Below are 14,884 nucleotides of genomic sequence, written 5' to 3'. Positions count from 1 at the left end.
AGGAAGGCTGTCCGTGGCCGATATCTTGGCCGCCGGCCGCGGGCGCGGCAAGCCTTCATGGACGGCCCAGCGAGGCTTCAGGAGGCGGGGACGGTTTCCTTCACCAGGTCCAGCGTCACCCGAACGGCGTCCGGCCGGCCCGATTCATATTCGATCCGGAATCCGAGCCGGCGGCAGATATCGATCATCGCGACGTTCTCCATGAGGACGATGCCGATCATGTGGCGGATCCCGCGATCCTTCGCATAGGCAATCATCCGCTCCATCAGCCGCGTGCCGATGCCCTGACCGGCCAGCTCGTCGCGCAGCGCAATGGCGAACTCGGCGGTGTCGTTGTCGGGGTCGGCGGTGATCCGGACGACGGCGAAGATCTCGGCCTTTCCCGGAGCGCCGGCCGAGACCACCGCCAGGGCCATCTCCCGCTCATAGTCGATCTGGGTCAGCCGCGCCCGGATGTAGGAAGGCAGTTCCTTGATCGACGAGAAGAAACGCATCCGCATGGATTGGGGCGACATATGGGCGACCAGCGTATCCAGTTGCGGCGCGTCCTCCGGAAGGATCGGGCGCAGCAGGAGGGTCTCTCCCTTGGGCATGGGGAAGGGCTGTTCCAGCTGGCGCGGATAGGGACGGATGGCGAGGCGCGAGGCGCCCGGCTTGGACGTGGCTTTGAGCCGAATGCGGCTGTCCACCGCGAGCACGCCCTTCGCGTCGGCCAGCAGCGGATTGATATCGAGCTCCGCCACCTCGGGCAGATCGACCGCGATCTGCGAGAGCTTGACCAGGGTGAGCGCGATGGCGTCGAGATCGGCCGCGGGCTGGTCGCGGTAACCCTGGAGGAGACGATGGATCCGGGTCCGTGCCATCAGTTCCCGGGCCAGGGCCATGTTGAGCGGCGGCAAGGCGATCGCCCGGTCCGCGACCACCTCCACCGAGACGCCGCCGCTGCCGAAGAGGATCACGGGTCCGAAGGTGGCATCCTCGGACAGCCCGAGAATGAGCTCATGGGCCCCGGTGCGGCCGACCATGGGCTCGATCGTGAAGCCCTCGATCCGGGCTTCCGGTTTGATGCGTCCGATATGCTCGCGCATCGCAGCGAGAGCGGCCGCGACGTCGCTGGGCGTGTCGAGATTGAGCGCGACGCCACCGACGTCGGATTTATGCGAGATGTCGGGCGAGCGGATCTTGAGGGCGACGGGCCGGCCGATCCGGCGCTGCGCCTCCATGGCCTCGGCCCCGTTCGTGGCGACGATGCTCTCCACAGTCGGAATGGCGAATGCCTTCAGGATGGCTTGCGCCTCCGGGCCCTGGAGCAGCGATCGGCCCTCGCCGAGGGCCGCCGCAACCGCGGCCTGCGCACCCGGCAGATCGACGACGAACTGCTCCGGCACGGACGGCGGCGTCTGGATCAGGATCTCCTGATTGCGCCGATAGCGCACCAGATGCATGAAACCGCGCACCGCCTGCTCGGGCGTCTCGTAGCTCGGAATCTGCGCCGCCGCGAGGAGCCTGCGGGCGTCGCGCGCGTCCTGCTCGCCGATCCAGCTTGCCAGCACGGGGCGGTCGGCCTTCCGCACGGCTTCGATCACGGCGGCGGCGGTCTGGACGCTGGGCGCAATGGCGGTCGGGCAGTTCAGGATCAGCAGCACATCCGAGCCGGGGTCCGTCAGCAGTGGACCGATCGCCTGCGCATAGCGTTCGGGCGTCGCGTCGCCGATGATGTCGACCGGATTCCCATGCGACCAAGTGGGCGGCAGCACCGCTTCGAGCCTGGCCTGGGTGCCCGGCGAGAGCTCGGCCAGCTTTCCGTCCTGGGCGGCCAGCTCGTCGGTCGCGAGAATGCCGATGCCGCCGCCGTTGGTCAGGATCGCGAGCCGGTCGCCGGCGATGCGCCGGCCATTGCCGAGGGTCTCGGCGGCCGCGAAGAGCTCGTCGAGGCTGAAGACGCGGAGCATGCCGGCCCGCCGGAAGGCGGCGTCATAGACGGTGTCCGATCCGGCGAGCGAGCCGGTATGGGAGGCCACGGCCTTGGCGGTCTGGGCAAAGCGCCCGGCCTTGATGACGATGACGGGCTTGCTGCGGGCGGCGATGCGCGCCGCCGACATGAATTTGCGGGCATTGGTGACCGCCTCGACATAGAGCAGGATCGAGTGGGTGTTGGGGTCGCCCGCCAGATAATCCAGCATGTCGCCGAAATCGATGTCGGCCATCTCGCCCATCGAGACCATGCAGGAAAATCCGATCCCGCGCGGCTTGGCCCAGTCGAGGACCGAGGTGATGATCGCACCCGACTGGGACAGGAACGCGATCGGGCCGTTCAGGGGATCGAGATGTGCGAAGCTGGCATTGAGCGACAGACCCGGCAGCATGAGCCCGACGCAGTTGGGCCCGAGAATGCGCAGGAGATGCGGCCGCGCGGCATCGCGCATGGCCTGGGTGAGAGCTTGGCCTTCCGCGCTCGAGCCGAAGGCGGCGCTGATGACGACCGCGGCCTTGCAGCCGATCCCGCCCAGCTCGGCTACGATGCCCGGGACGGTCGGAGCGGGCGTGGCGATGACGGCCAGGTCGGGTATGAAATCCAGCGCGCCGACATGGGGCACCACGGCCGTGCCGAAGATGTCGGCGTGACGCGGATTGACCAGGCCGACCGGCCCCTTGAAGCGATGCAGCAGGTTTCGGGTCAGGACGCCGCCGACGCTGTCGCGCTTCGGGCTCGCGCCGATCAGGGCGACGCTCGACGGCTTCATCATCTTGTCGAAGTTGCGAATGCTCATGGCAGGTTCAACTGCTCCACAGAGGCAGGCTCGTCCCGGCTACCGGGCATTTCCAGGACGCTCGGTCCCTGCGGTAGATCAAGGCACCCGTGGCTGGCGCGGGCTTGAATGATCAAGCTCTCCCCTTGCGGATGCGACAGTTAACAGGATAGCGGCAGTCCATGGCAATTGGCCGTCGACCGATGCGAGCGAATGATGCCGATGGACCGGTGCCCAATTGGCATGCGCTTCCCGCGGCGGATTGTCTCTTGCGCCTTGGGAGTGGCGCGCGGGGGCTGACCGAGGAGGAGGCCGAACGCCGCCTGGCGAGCGTCGGCTGGAACCGATTACCGCAGCCGCCCAGGACGCCGGCCTGGCGGCGTTTCGCCGGCCAGTTCCGGAGTCTCCTGATCTACATCCTGCTTGCCGCCGCGATCCTGACCGCGGTGATCGGGGAGTGGCTCGATTGCGCGGTGATTCTCGGCGTGGTGCTGATCAACGGGACGATCGGATATCTCCAGGAGGCGCGCGCCGAAAACGCACTCGCCGCCATCCGCAAGCTGCTCGCGCCCAGCGTCACGCTGCTTCGGAATGGCGTTCGCCAAAGGATCCCGGCCGAGCGATTGGTGCCGGGCGATATCGCCCTGCTCGAACCCGGCGACCGTCTGTCCGGCGACATGCGGCTGATCGAGGCACACGGGCTGTCGATCCAGGAGTCGGTTCTGACCGGAGAGTCGGCCCCGGTCGAAAAGACATCCTCGCCGGTCGGCGTCGATGCCGAGCTCGGTGATCGACGCTCGATGGCGTTCGCCGGCACCCTGGTGACCCGTGGCCATGGAACCGGCGTCGTGGTCGCGACCGGCGAACGAACCGAGGCGGGGCGCATCGGCCGGCTGCTGATCGCCATCGAGCCTTCCACGACGCCGCTCGCCGAAAGCCTCGACCGCTTCGGCCGGCAATTCACCTACGCCGTGCTGGCGCTGGCGATTCTTGGATTCGGGCTGGGCACGCTGTGGCGCGATTACGACCATGGCGAGATGCTGCTCGCGGCGGTCGGGCTGGGGGTTGCCGCCATTCCCGAAGGCCTCCCGGCGATCGTGACGATCGCGCTGGCGATCGGGGTGCAACGAATGGCGCGCCGCCACGCCATCGTCCGCCGGCTGGCGGCGGTCGAGACGCTGGGGGCGGTGGACATCATCTGCACGGACAAGACCGGGACCCTGACGCGGAACGAAATGACGATTGAATCTGTCGTCACCGGGGCCGCTGCGGTCGAGGTTACCGGCGTCGGCTACGAGTTGGGCGGTTTCTTGACAGCATCGGACGTTCCGATCGCGGCCGGGGCAATTGACGGCGATCTCCTCGAGGTGATCCAGGGCGGCTTGCTGTGCAACGACGCCGACGTGTCCCGGGATGCGACCGGCGCCCCGCAGGTTGCCGGCGATCCGACGGAGATCGCCTTCCTGATCCTGGGATACAAGGCCGGCCGTGACTATGCCGTCATGCGGCGGAGCAAGCCTCGCATCGATCAACTGCACTTCACGTCCGAACGGCGCTTCATGGCGACGCTCCATGAATCGGGCGATGGCAGGCGCGTCCTCTATGCCAAGGGAGCGCCGGAGCGTCTGCTGGACCTTTGCGCGATCGCACCCGGCAGCGCCGAGCGGGCGGCCTGGGACGCCGCGGCGAACCGGCTGGGGCAAAGAGGACAGCGCGTTCTGGCGGTGGCGGCAGCCCAGGGCGTTGCGCTCGCCAGGCTCGACGATCGGGGGCGCGACCTGCCGCCGATGAAGCTGCTGGGCCTTGTCGGCATGAGCGATCCGCCGCGGCCGGAGGCGATCCAGGCGATCGCCCGCTGCCGTGCGGCAGGCATCCGGGTGAAGATGATCACTGGCGACCATGTGGAAACCGCGCGGGCCATCGGCCGGAAGCTCGGTTTCGCCAACGCGGAGCAGGTCGTCACCGGCGGGGCGATCGACCGGATGACACCGGCGGAGCTGCAGCGGATCGCCGGCGATGTCGATGTCTTCGCCCGCACCGGGCCGGAGCACAAGCTTCGTCTGGTCGAGGCCCTGCAGGCCGCGGGCGCCGTGGTGGCGATGACGGGCGACGGCGTCAACGACGCCCCGGCGCTGAAGCGCGCCGATGTCGGCATCGCGATGGGGAAGGAGGGAACGGAAGCGGCGAAGGAGGCGGCACAACTGGTCTTGTCCGACGACAATTTCGCCACCATCACGGCGGCGGTCGAGGAGGGGCGCACGATCTACGAGAACCTGCGGAAAACCCTCACCTACCTTTTGCCCACCAATGGTGGCGAAGCGGCGTCGATCATCGTGGCCATTCTGTTCGGCGTCACGCTGCCGATTTCGCCGCTGCAGATCCTGTGGATCAATCTCGCCACCGAGATCACGCTGACTCTGGCGATCGCCTTCGAGACGGCGGAACCCGGCCTGATGCGGCGTTCGCCCCGCCGCCGCGACGCGCCTCTGCTCGATCGCACGTTGCTGTGGCGGATTCTGTTCGTCACGGCATTGATGACAGCCGCCTGCTTCGGCACGTTTCTCTGGGAGATGTCCCAGAGCGGACATGTCGCTCTGGCCAGGACCGTGGCGGTCAACACCCTGGTGGGCATCGAGGTCGCGTATCTCTTCAACATCCGGTCCTTGACCGGGTCGGTGCTGAATTGGAAGGCGCTGACCGGCAATCGGGTCGTGCTGGGAGCGGTCGCCGCGATCCTCGGTCTGCAGGCGGCATTCACCTACGCGCCGCCGATGCAGTCCTTTTTCGGAACGGTGGCGATGCCGCTGGCGAGCTGGGGCGCCGTGGCCCTTTGTGCCGGTGCCGCGTTCTTGCTGATCGAGCTTGAGAAGCTCATCAAAAGGCAGGGGGCGAGAGGAAATGCGGACTCGCCGGCCGCGGCCTAGCTATCGGCGCTGTCGTCGCCCGCGAGCAGGCCGCTCAGCGCCGCCATATCGACCAGGCGCACCGTGTCATTGCCCTCGAGCGCGATGACCTTGGCGTTGCGCAGCTTGGTGAAGGTGCGACTGACGGTTTCCGTGGTCAGTCCCAGAAAATCGGCGATGTCGGTTCGGCTCATGGTCAACGCGACCGGGTTGTCCGGCAAGCCATGCCGCCGGGCCCGCTGCGAGAGGCTGAGCAGAAAGGAAGCCAGGCGTTCCACCGATGTCTTGCGGCCCAGCAGCAGCATCTGGTCCTGGGCCGCCACCAGCTCGTGAGCGGCCTCTCCGAGCAGGCGGTGCTCGAAGTTCGGAATGCTTATCATCTGCGCTTCCATGTCGCGGCGCGCCATGCGACAGAGCTTGCTGCCGACGATCGCTTCCGCGGAATAGGCATAGGTGGCGTTGAGGGCAATGCCGAGAAAATCGCCCGGGAACAAGAATCCGGTGATCTGGCGGCGCCCGTCCGGGAGAAATTTGATCAGACGCACGGCGCCGGAAACGACATTGAACAGATTCTCGGCCGGCTCCCCTTCGCTGAAGATCGATTGACCCGCGTCATAGTGGACTTCTCGCACGAGCCGGCGCATGCGCTCGAGCTCTTCCGGCTCCAGCGACCCGCAGATACCGATCCTGCGAATCTCGCAGTCGGCGCAGGTTCCGGCAGCGGCCGACAGCTGACGCCGCTCAGCCTGTGAAGAGGTCAATCCCATGTCCGATCCCCATTGGGAATTCCATCTGCGCATCATCGACGCAGTTTGGCCCCAACACAATCTGTTCGGCGGGCCATCAGCGCGACAGTTTGATCCAGATCATCGAAAAGGGCGGGCCTTTGGGGGCAGAATACGCGTCAACTGCAATCCAGTTGCAATTGGACCGCCATGAGCACCAGGCTGCGGACCTCTCCGCTGATCGCGCCCGAAGCTGACCGGGCCTATCCGATTGCCAGATTGGCGGCGGGCGTGACGCTGGCCCAATGGCGGGCCTTCGTGTCACGGCGGACCGGGGACGATAGCTTCAGATCGGGCATCCTGGTGGTTCAGGACGCCCGCGATTACATCCTGGGCTTGGGCAGCTACTACGTCGCGGAAGAATTGGGCCACGGCTCCGTCATGGTCGTCGACAAGCTGTTCGCACTCGACATGATGGGAGGAGAGTTCGTGTCCCGGCTGTTGCTGCGGCATCTGGTCCGGCTCGCGCGGGAGCAGGGATTCTGCGCCGTCGAGACGCATCTGCCCGCCACCGATGTGGAGATCCATGGGCGAGCGGACAGCCTTCTGCGTCTGATGCGGGAGGACGGCCATCAAGTCGGGGAGATATGCACCATGCTCGACCTCAGCAAGAGCAAGGAGAACGTCTCGTTTCTGCCGGCCCCCGCGATCAGGCGCGCGGCAAAAGGCGGTTGATCCGGGCGATGAGTTCCTCGCGCGCGCTGTCGTCGGGAAGACTGTCGAGGCGCCGGCGCAGATCGAGCGACATGGCCGCGTAGCGGTTGTGCCAGTCCGTCTGGGGAGGTTGCCCACCTGGGAGCCGCCCGACCGTTCCTTCGATCTTCGTCGGCCTGCTCGTCGACAGCGTGAAACTGTCGTCGAGGCCGGGAATGACAATCTGTTCGGGGTTGCAACCCGCCGCGGCCAGTCCGTCGCGAAGGCTGATCGTGGCCGCCGGCTCGCCATGGGTCAGGAAGATGGCGCGGGCCACGGGCAGCCGTGCCTGGACCCACTCGATCAGGCCTTTGCGATCGGCATGTCCCGAATAGCTGTCGATGCTGCGAAGTGTGGCGCGAACACTGACTTCTTCGCCTTGAATTCTTACCGATCTCACCCCTGAGAGCAGAAGATTGCCGAGGGTGCCCGGCGCCTGATAACCCACGAACAGGACCGTCGCGTCGTGACGCCAGAGATTCTGCTTCAGATGATGGCGGATCCGGCCGGCGTCGCACATGCCGCTGCCGGCCATGATGATCGCGCCGCCATTGATACGGTTGATGGACTTGCTCTGCTCGACCGTCTGCATCAGGTGCAGATTGGGTGCCGAGAACGGGTTCCCGATATCGCCGAGATCCTCCAACTCGCGGGCATGAGCCAGGAAGACCTGAGTCGCCTTGATGGCCAGGGGCGAGTCCAGGAAGATCGGCATCTTCGGCAACTCGCCGGCGGCGACGAGGATCGCAAGGTCGAGCAGAAGCTCCTGGGTGCGCTCCACGGCAAAGGCGGGGATCAGCAGATTGCCGCCGCGCGCGAGCGCGGCCTTGACCTCTTCGCGCAATTGTGCGCGACGTCCGGCTGCGTCACATTCGATGCGATCGCGGTCGCCATAGGTGCTTTCGACGATGAGGTAGTCGCAGGCGGTGGGTCCCGTCGGGTCGGGATGGAAGGATTTATGCCGCGGCCCGATGTCTCCGGAAAACAGCACGCGCAAGGGCGGGTGCGGCGGCGGGCCGTCGGGAATCTCGACCTCGATCGAGGCCGACCCCAGGATATGCCCGGCGTTCCAGTAGCGGGCGCGAATCCCCCGGCCACAATCGATCCATTCTCCATAGGGATGAGGCTGGATCTGTTTCAAGGAGGCTTCGGCGTCGGCGCGCGTATAGATCGGGTCGACCGCGGGAATGCCCCGCCGGACATTGCGCCGGTTGAGGGTCTCGACTTCCATTTCCTGCACATAGCCGCTGTCCGGCAGGGTGAATTCGAGCAGATCGCGGGTCCCGTTGGTGGCGAGAACCGCATGGGAGAAGCCGGCTTTGATGAGCTTGGGCAGGAGGCCGCAATGATCCGTGTGGGCATGGGTCAGCAGGACGAAATCGATCCCGCCCGGCGTGAACGGGAAGGCCGCGTAGTTCAGGGCCTTCAGGGTCTTGGGCCCCTGGAACAGGCCGCAATCCACGAGGAACGAGCCGCGGGGATGCGTGACCCTGTAGCAGGACCCCGTGACTCCCCCGGCGGCCCCGGCAAAGGCGATCGAGACGGCTATGGCGCGCCTCCGGCCCCGTATCGCGGCGGCTCCCGGTCGTCGATGCCGTAACCGCTGCTGTCGGCGGCGAGGTCGCAGGCAAAGCGGAAATCGGATTGGAAGCAGGCATGGATGCGATAGAGCGGCTGACCGCGTTCGACCTTGTCGTCCAGCTTGGCGAGCAGATCGATTCCGGCGCCCTTGTCCATCGGTGCGCCGGCCAGCCTTGCGATCCGGCCGATGCGGAAGCAATCGATCGCCGTGATCCAGCCGCTGGAGGGTGCGGGGATCTCGGCCGTCAACTCGCCCGGCACCTGTCGGACGGGATTGCGGCCCTGCCCGTCGATGATCCGCTCCATGGCGGCCAGCGCCTGGCCGCTTTCGAGAATCTCCCGGGCCCTGGCATGACCCCCGCCGCCGCGCAGCGCCGGATCGAAGTCGATGATCCGGCCGGCGAGGAGGAGCGACTTTTCCTTCAGATCCTGCGGCGCCCCATGAGCGTTCGCCAGCACCGCCATCGCATCCCGGGCCTCTAGAACCGGCCCGATTCCCCGGCCGACGGGCTGCCGCCCATCCGTGAACTCGATCTCGACTTGCAGCCCGACGCGATCGCCGACGAACTCGAAGAGCTTTCGCAGGCGGATGGCTTCGGCAAGACTGCGGACCTTGGCGGTCGGGCCGACCGGAATGTCGACCAGAAGATGAGTGGAGCCCGCGGCGAGCTTCTTCGACAGGATGGAAGCCACCAGCTGCTCTTGCGTGTCGATCGCCAAGGGCCGCTCGACGGATATCAGGATGTCGTCCGCCGGCGACAGATTGACGTGGCCGCCCCAGACCAGGCAGCCTCGCGCCTTCTCCACCACGTTGCGCATTTCGGCAATACCGAGGTCGACGCGCGCCAGAACCTCCATGCTGTCGGCGGTGCCGGCCGCCGAGGTGATGGCGCGCGAGGAGGTCTTCGGCATCATCAGGCCGTGGGCGGCGACGATGGGGACCACGATCATCGAGGTTCGGTTGCCCGGAATCCCGCCGATGCAATGCTTGTCGACCACCACCGGATCCGCCCAGGAGAGCCGGTTGCCGACATCCGCCATCGCGCGGGTGAGGTTGAGGACCTCGTCCGCCGAGAGAAAGCGCGCCGAAGCGATCAGGAAGGCGGCGATCTCGGTCTTTGAGTACCGGCTGGCCGCGATGTCCTGTATGATCGCGGTGATCTCGGCCTGCGTCAGCTGCGCCCCGCCGATCTTCCGGCGGACCGATTCCAGACTCTGGGGCGGCGAGGCCGGCGCGATCTCCACGCGTTCGCCTTCGGGCAATCCCAGCTGGCGAAAGGCCTGCTCCGCCAGGCCCAGCTCGTCCGGCGCGATCATGCCCGGCTCGTCGACGATGTTGAGCACGGCCAGAATGCGCCTGCCGTTCTGCTGGATTTCGATCTTGTTCAGCGCCTGAAATTCGGCCGGACGATAGACAGGGCAATTGCGCGCCAGGAAGGCGACATTTTCCCGGTTGGTGTCGATGGAGAGACGGCGAAGCCTGAGCATCGGAGCCATGTCATATAGGGATTTCGGCGGGGAGGATAGGCGCGAGCGGACGTTCGCGCGCATGACCGGGCGGGGAATGCAGAGCTGGCTGCGACGATCGCGGTCTCGGCGTGGAGAAAAGCGTCCCCCGGCCTCGGGCGGAGAGCCGGGGGACCTACCCGAACGCGGGCGTCAGCGTCTAACGCTTCGCAATCGGGATCTTCTTCTGCTGACCGATCGCGGCCGGAGTCTTGGGCAGCGTCACGGTCAGCACGCCGTTTTCGAACAGCGCCGTGATGTGGGCCTCGTCGACATTCTGGGGCAGCCTGAAGCTTCGCTGGAAGCTGCCATAGCTGCGCTCGGAGAAGTGATAGTTCTTCTTGGTATCCTTCTCGTCGCGCCGGGTTTCCTTTTTCCCCGTGATCTGGATTTCGCCGTCCCGGAGCGTCAGCTCGATGTCCGCCTCGGCAAGGCCGGGCAATTCGCAGCTGAGTTCGTAACCCTTCTCGGTCTCGCTCAGCTCGGACTTGGGCAGTGCCGCAGCCGCGAAACCGGCGGCGGTGCCGCTCCGACCCTCGGGCAGCTCCAGCAATCGCCGCTCGAAGGGTGATAGAAAGAGACCGCGCATCATGCCGTCGACCAGACGGTCGAAATTGCCGAAGACACCCGTTGTCCCGAAGGGGTCGGCGACGGTGGGTGCCGTCTCTCCCCGTGCGGGGCGCTGTTCCATGCCACGCTGCTCGTTGCCTGCCATGTCGTCCTCCATCGTCGGATCGTCGATTGGGGCATCTCGATGAGCGCCAGGATGCGATTCAGGGGAGGGCGCGGCATTGACTTGAATCAACTGGTTCGACGGCGATCCCGCGGTCATGGGGCCCCGGTGCGTCGCCGATCGCGAGGGCCCGATGGCCTGACTAAGCCGCCTCCGTGGACCTCCGGAATGACCGATGCTAGGGTCGACCGCGCATCACAGCTCGTGCCATGGTCACCACCCCGACTCCCAATCCCAATCTGCATGTGACGGCGACGGTTCGCGGCTATTTCACGCCCCGCGAATGCGAACGCATCGTGGCGCTTGGAAAATCGCAGCTGGCGCATGACGCGACCATCATGACTCCGGAGGCGGCCGGTCCCACGATCGACCGCAGCAAGCGGTCGAACAGCGTCACTTGGTTCAAGCAGGGCGATGCCGCCACCCAGGCCTTGCAGGCGAAGCTCGGACGGCTGGTGCAGGACGTGAACAAGGACGTCTATCACTTCGACCTCGCCGGTTTCGGCGAGGCGCTGCAATTCACGCGCTATGAGAGCATCGGCGATACCTACACCTGGCATCAGGATCTGGGAATCGGCAACACCTCGACGCGGAAGCTTTCCGTGATCGTCCAACTGAGCGACCCCGCGACCTATCGCGGCTGCGACCTCCAGATCTACAAGGAGGGAGAGCCCGCCGCGGTCGAGCGGAATCAGGGCACGGTCCTGATCTTCCCCGCCTGGACCTTGCATCGCGTGACGCCGCTCGAGGAGGGCGTGCGTTACAGTCTGGTCGCCTGGATCAGCGGCGAGCCGTTCCGGTAGCCCGCCCGGTGTCCGCGCCCTGGCCGATCCGGAATCGGGATCGATCAAGGCGATGGCGGACGACCTTCACAGTCTCGCCATCCCCCTCGGCCCGACGCGATCCTTGCAGCCCGCATGAGGCTGGAAGCTCTAGGGCAATGATGGAACTATGAAATTATAGGGGGATGAGAGGCGGCAAGGCGGTGCCGACTCGGCCTTTCCCAATTCGCGAGCGGGATTCAGGGCGGTACTTCTCCCTCCACCCGGCCATTGACCGGCCCTGAGCATCCAGCCATAGATTCTTGTGACACAACAATAATCGGAGGAACCCCCCCATGCTTTCTCGTCGTGCCCTGATGGGCACTGCCGCTGCCACCTTTGCCGCCGCGGCCACCCTGGCCGTCAGTCCTCGCGCTCGGGCAGCCGGCGATCTTCGCGTTCTGAACTGGCAGGGCTACGGCACCGACGAGGCGTGGGCGCTCGAGTCCTTCAAGAAGAAGACCGGCCTCAATGTCGTGCATGATTATTTCAATTCCGAGCAGGAGATGCTGACCAAGCTGCGCACCAGCCCCGGCGCCTATGACGTCGTGCTGATCAACAGCACCTATACGCAGCAAGCCGGCGAGGAGGGCCTGATCCAGCCGATCGACACCTCCAAGATCACCAATTTCAGCACGCTGCTGCCGGCGATGCGCGACTCGGTCTATCTCAACACCAGCGGCAAGACCTACGGCATCGCCTGGGTCTGGGGCATGACCGGCATCGCGTTCAACGAGGACACGGTGAAGCCGGCGCCGACCTCGGTCGAGGTGCTCTGGGATCCGAAATTCGCCGGCAGGGTCTGTCTGCGCGACGACGCCATCGAGGTGGTGAGCTTTGCTGCCATCGCCACGGGCCAGGACATGAATCATCCCAAGGATCTCGACAAGATCAAGGCGAAGCTCATGGCCCTCAAACCCCAGGTGAAGACCTTCTGGGCGTCCGAGGACGAGTGGAACAAGTTCTTCGCGGCCAAGCAGTTCGACGTCTCGACCTATTGGAGCGGCTCGGCCGCCCGCAGCAAGACCAACTCGAAACTGCCGGTCGGCTTCATGATCCCGAGCGAAGGCGGCATCGGCTGGTTCGACGGCCTGTCCGTCGCCAAGGGTGCGCCCAACGCAGACGGTGCGGCCGCCTTCATCGACTACATGGTGAGCCCCGAATTCTACTATGAGTGGGCGACCAAGATCGGCGCGCCGGCCTCGGCCAATCTGAAGGCCAATGCGACTTTGCCCGACAGCGATATCGGCAAGCAGATCCATGGCGATGCAGAGGCGATCAAACGGCTCACCTACATGGCGCCGCTGAGCGACAAGGAACGTCAGGCCTATGGCGACCTCTGGGCGGAAGTGAAGACCGAGCTGGCGCAGTAAAACTCATTGGCGGAAAGGCGTGGGCGCGCCCGGCGTGCCCGCGCCTTTCTCTTTTCCGAGGGATTTCCATCCGCATGATGCAGGAAGCACGCCGACGCGTCGCCATCGGCTTCCTGACGGCACCGGCCTATGTCTGGCTGACGGTGACCGTGCTGCTGCCGCTGTCGGCGATGCTGTTCTTCAGCTTCCTGACGGTGGCGCCGATCAACGGGCGCGAGGCCCAATTCACGGCCGAGCATTACCTCACCTTCATCGACAAGGATTTCTACCGGACGCTGACCTGGCGGTCGTTGCGGCTGGGATTCGACGTCACCCTGGCCTGCGTGCTGATCGGCTACCCCGCGGCGCTCGCCTTGGCGAAATATGTCCGCGGCCGTTGGCGCGAGGGGATCTTTCTCCTGATCATCCTCCCGTTCTGGAGCAACGGCCTGGTGCGGGTCTATTCCTGGACCATGGTCTTGCGCGAAGGCGGCCTTCTCGACCGCGCCATTCACTGGTTCTCGCCGGATTCGCCGCCCATGAGCATCCTCTTCACCTATCCGGCCATCGTCACTGGTCTGGTCCACAGTTATCTGCCCTATGTCATCCTGACCTGCTACATCTCGCTCGAGGCGATCGACGACAGCCTGACGGAGGCCGCCCGCAGCCTCGGCGCCTCGGCGGCGCAGGTCTTCCTGCGGGTCATTCTGCCCCTGAGCCTGCCGGGACTGCTGGTCGGAGTCATCCTCACCTTCATCCCCGTGATCGGCTCCTTCATGGAGCCGCGAATCCTGGGCGGTCGCGCGGGCATCATGCTGGGCACCGTCATCGAGGACCAGTTCACCACGGTATTCAACTGGCCGCGGGGTGCGGCTCTCTCCTTCATCATGCTGGGTATCGTGCTCCTGATCTTCGCCGCCAGCGCGCCGTTGTTGCGCGGCCGCCTCAAGGGCTTGTGAGGCCGGACATGCGCGGTTTGGGAATCTGGGCCATTCGCGGTTATCTGGGGCTGATGCTTGTCTTCCTCTATCTGCCGATCGTGGTGATGGTGCTGCTCTCCTTCAACCAGTCGCAGTTCTACGAGCTGCCGATCGTCTGGGACACGGTCTGGTACCAGTCGCTGGCCCATAACGATCGCCTGATCCGTGCCGGCCTCAACAGCCTCGGGCTCGCCCTCGCCAACACCGTGGTCGCGACCACGCTCGGCACCATGGCGGCGATCGCCTTCGCGCGCTACAGCTTCCGCGGCAAGTTCCTGCTGGAGATCATGCTGTTCCCGCCGATCACCATCCCCTGGCTGATCATCGGCATCTCGATGCTGATCTTCTTCTTCTGGGTCGGGATCGGCCGCGGATTGCACGCCATGTTGCTCGGCCACGTCGCCCTGTCCTTGCCCTATGTGATCATGGTCGTGGGTGCGCGGTTGAAGGGGCATGGGCCCTTCCTCGAAGAGGCGGCGGCGACCCTGGGTGCCTCGCCCTGGCAGGCCTTCTGGCGCGTGTCGTTGCCGGTCATGGCGCCGGGCGTGGTCGCGGCTGCGCTCTTCGCCTTCGCCATCAGCTTCGACCAGTTCGTCATTTCCTACTTTCTGGCGCCGCCCGGCACCTCGACCCTGCCGGTCGAGATCTATGCCGCCATCCGCAAGGGCTTCACTCCGGAGATCAATGCCATCTCGACCATCATCATCCTGTTTTCCATGGGCCTGATGCTGCTCTTCGCCAGGCTCTATCGTTTCGGCGGCGAGCGATGAGGGCCTGTCC

At 65.6% G+C, this 14,884-nt stretch carries 11 protein-coding genes; 6 read left to right on the top strand and 5 right to left on the bottom strand.

From position 1 onward, the window contains the following. Positions 1-77: 77 nt before the first annotated feature. Positions 78-2,771: a bifunctional acetate--CoA ligase family protein/GNAT family N-acetyltransferase gene (locus FRZ44_RS13610; protein WP_151177708.1), complete on the bottom strand. Its 2,694-nt coding sequence runs from the start codon at positions 2,769-2,771 to the stop codon at positions 78-80. Between the two features lie 248 nt (positions 2,772-3,019). Here FRZ44_RS13610 and FRZ44_RS13605 point away from each other — a divergent pair, with 248 nt between their 5' ends. Continuing rightward, a complete protein-coding gene (locus FRZ44_RS13605; RefSeq protein ID WP_407657974.1) occupies positions 3,020-5,674 on the top strand; it encodes a cation-translocating P-type ATPase in 2,655 nt (884 codons plus the stop codon). On the opposite strand, the gene FRZ44_RS13600 is transcribed toward FRZ44_RS13605, so the two are convergent. Further along, positions 5,671-6,420: a helix-turn-helix domain-containing protein gene (locus FRZ44_RS13600; protein ID WP_191908081.1), complete on the bottom strand. Its 750-nt coding sequence runs from the start codon at positions 6,418-6,420 to the stop codon at positions 5,671-5,673. The two genes, FRZ44_RS13605 and FRZ44_RS13600, sit on opposite strands and share 4 nt — an antisense overlap. 168 nt (positions 6,421-6,588) lie before the next feature. On the opposite strand from FRZ44_RS13600, the gene FRZ44_RS13595 reads away from it, so the two are divergent. After that, positions 6,589-7,113 (top strand): hypothetical protein, encoded by a 525-nt coding sequence (locus FRZ44_RS13595; RefSeq protein ID WP_151177707.1) that lies wholly within the window; start codon positions 6,589-6,591, stop codon positions 7,111-7,113. Here the strand turns inward: FRZ44_RS13595 and FRZ44_RS13590 are convergent. From FRZ44_RS13590 to FRZ44_RS13580, 3 genes are all read right to left on the bottom strand, one after another. Then, a complete protein-coding gene (locus FRZ44_RS13590; RefSeq protein WP_407657973.1) occupies positions 7,088-8,593 on the bottom strand; it encodes an MBL fold metallo-hydrolase RNA specificity domain-containing protein in 1,506 nt (501 codons plus the stop codon). The genes FRZ44_RS13595 and FRZ44_RS13590 overlap by 26 nt on opposite strands. Before the next feature lie 83 nt (positions 8,594-8,676). Then, positions 8,677-10,200, bottom strand: a complete 1,524-nt coding sequence (locus FRZ44_RS13585) for a thymidine phosphorylase family protein (protein ID WP_151177706.1) — start codon at positions 10,198-10,200, stop codon at positions 8,677-8,679. 178 nt (positions 10,201-10,378) lie between these two features. Further along, positions 10,379-10,933 (bottom strand): Hsp20/alpha crystallin family protein, encoded by a 555-nt coding sequence (locus tag FRZ44_RS13580; protein ID WP_191908080.1) that lies wholly within the window; start codon positions 10,931-10,933, stop codon positions 10,379-10,381. Positions 10,934-11,160: 227 nt separating this feature from the next. Between FRZ44_RS13580 and FRZ44_RS13575 the strand changes: the two genes are divergently transcribed. From FRZ44_RS13575 to FRZ44_RS13560, 4 genes are all read left to right on the top strand, one after another. Continuing rightward, complete coding sequence (locus FRZ44_RS13575; RefSeq protein WP_151177704.1) at positions 11,161-11,754, top strand: 2OG-Fe(II) oxygenase; 594 nt, start codon at positions 11,161-11,163, stop codon at positions 11,752-11,754. 314 nt (positions 11,755-12,068) lie between these two features. Then, positions 12,069-13,145 (top strand): ABC transporter substrate-binding protein, encoded by a 1,077-nt coding sequence (locus FRZ44_RS13570; RefSeq protein WP_151177703.1) that lies wholly within the window; start codon positions 12,069-12,071, stop codon positions 13,143-13,145. A gap of 74 nt (positions 13,146-13,219) precedes the next feature. After that, entirely contained in the window at positions 13,220-14,083 is an 864-nt protein-coding gene (locus FRZ44_RS13565) for an ABC transporter permease (RefSeq protein ID WP_151177702.1), read from the top strand. Between the two features lie 8 nt (positions 14,084-14,091). Next, positions 14,092-14,874, top strand: a complete 783-nt coding sequence (locus FRZ44_RS13560) for an ABC transporter permease (protein WP_151177701.1) — start codon at positions 14,092-14,094, stop codon at positions 14,872-14,874. Positions 14,875-14,884 lie beyond the last annotated feature (10 nt).

Source organism: Hypericibacter terrae (genome assembly GCF_008728855.1).
GTDB classification, from domain to species: Bacteria; Pseudomonadota; Alphaproteobacteria; order Dongiales; family Dongiaceae; genus Hypericibacter; species Hypericibacter terrae.
Note: the sequence above shows the minus strand (reverse complement) of the source record. Positions and strands in the feature narration are given on the sequence as shown.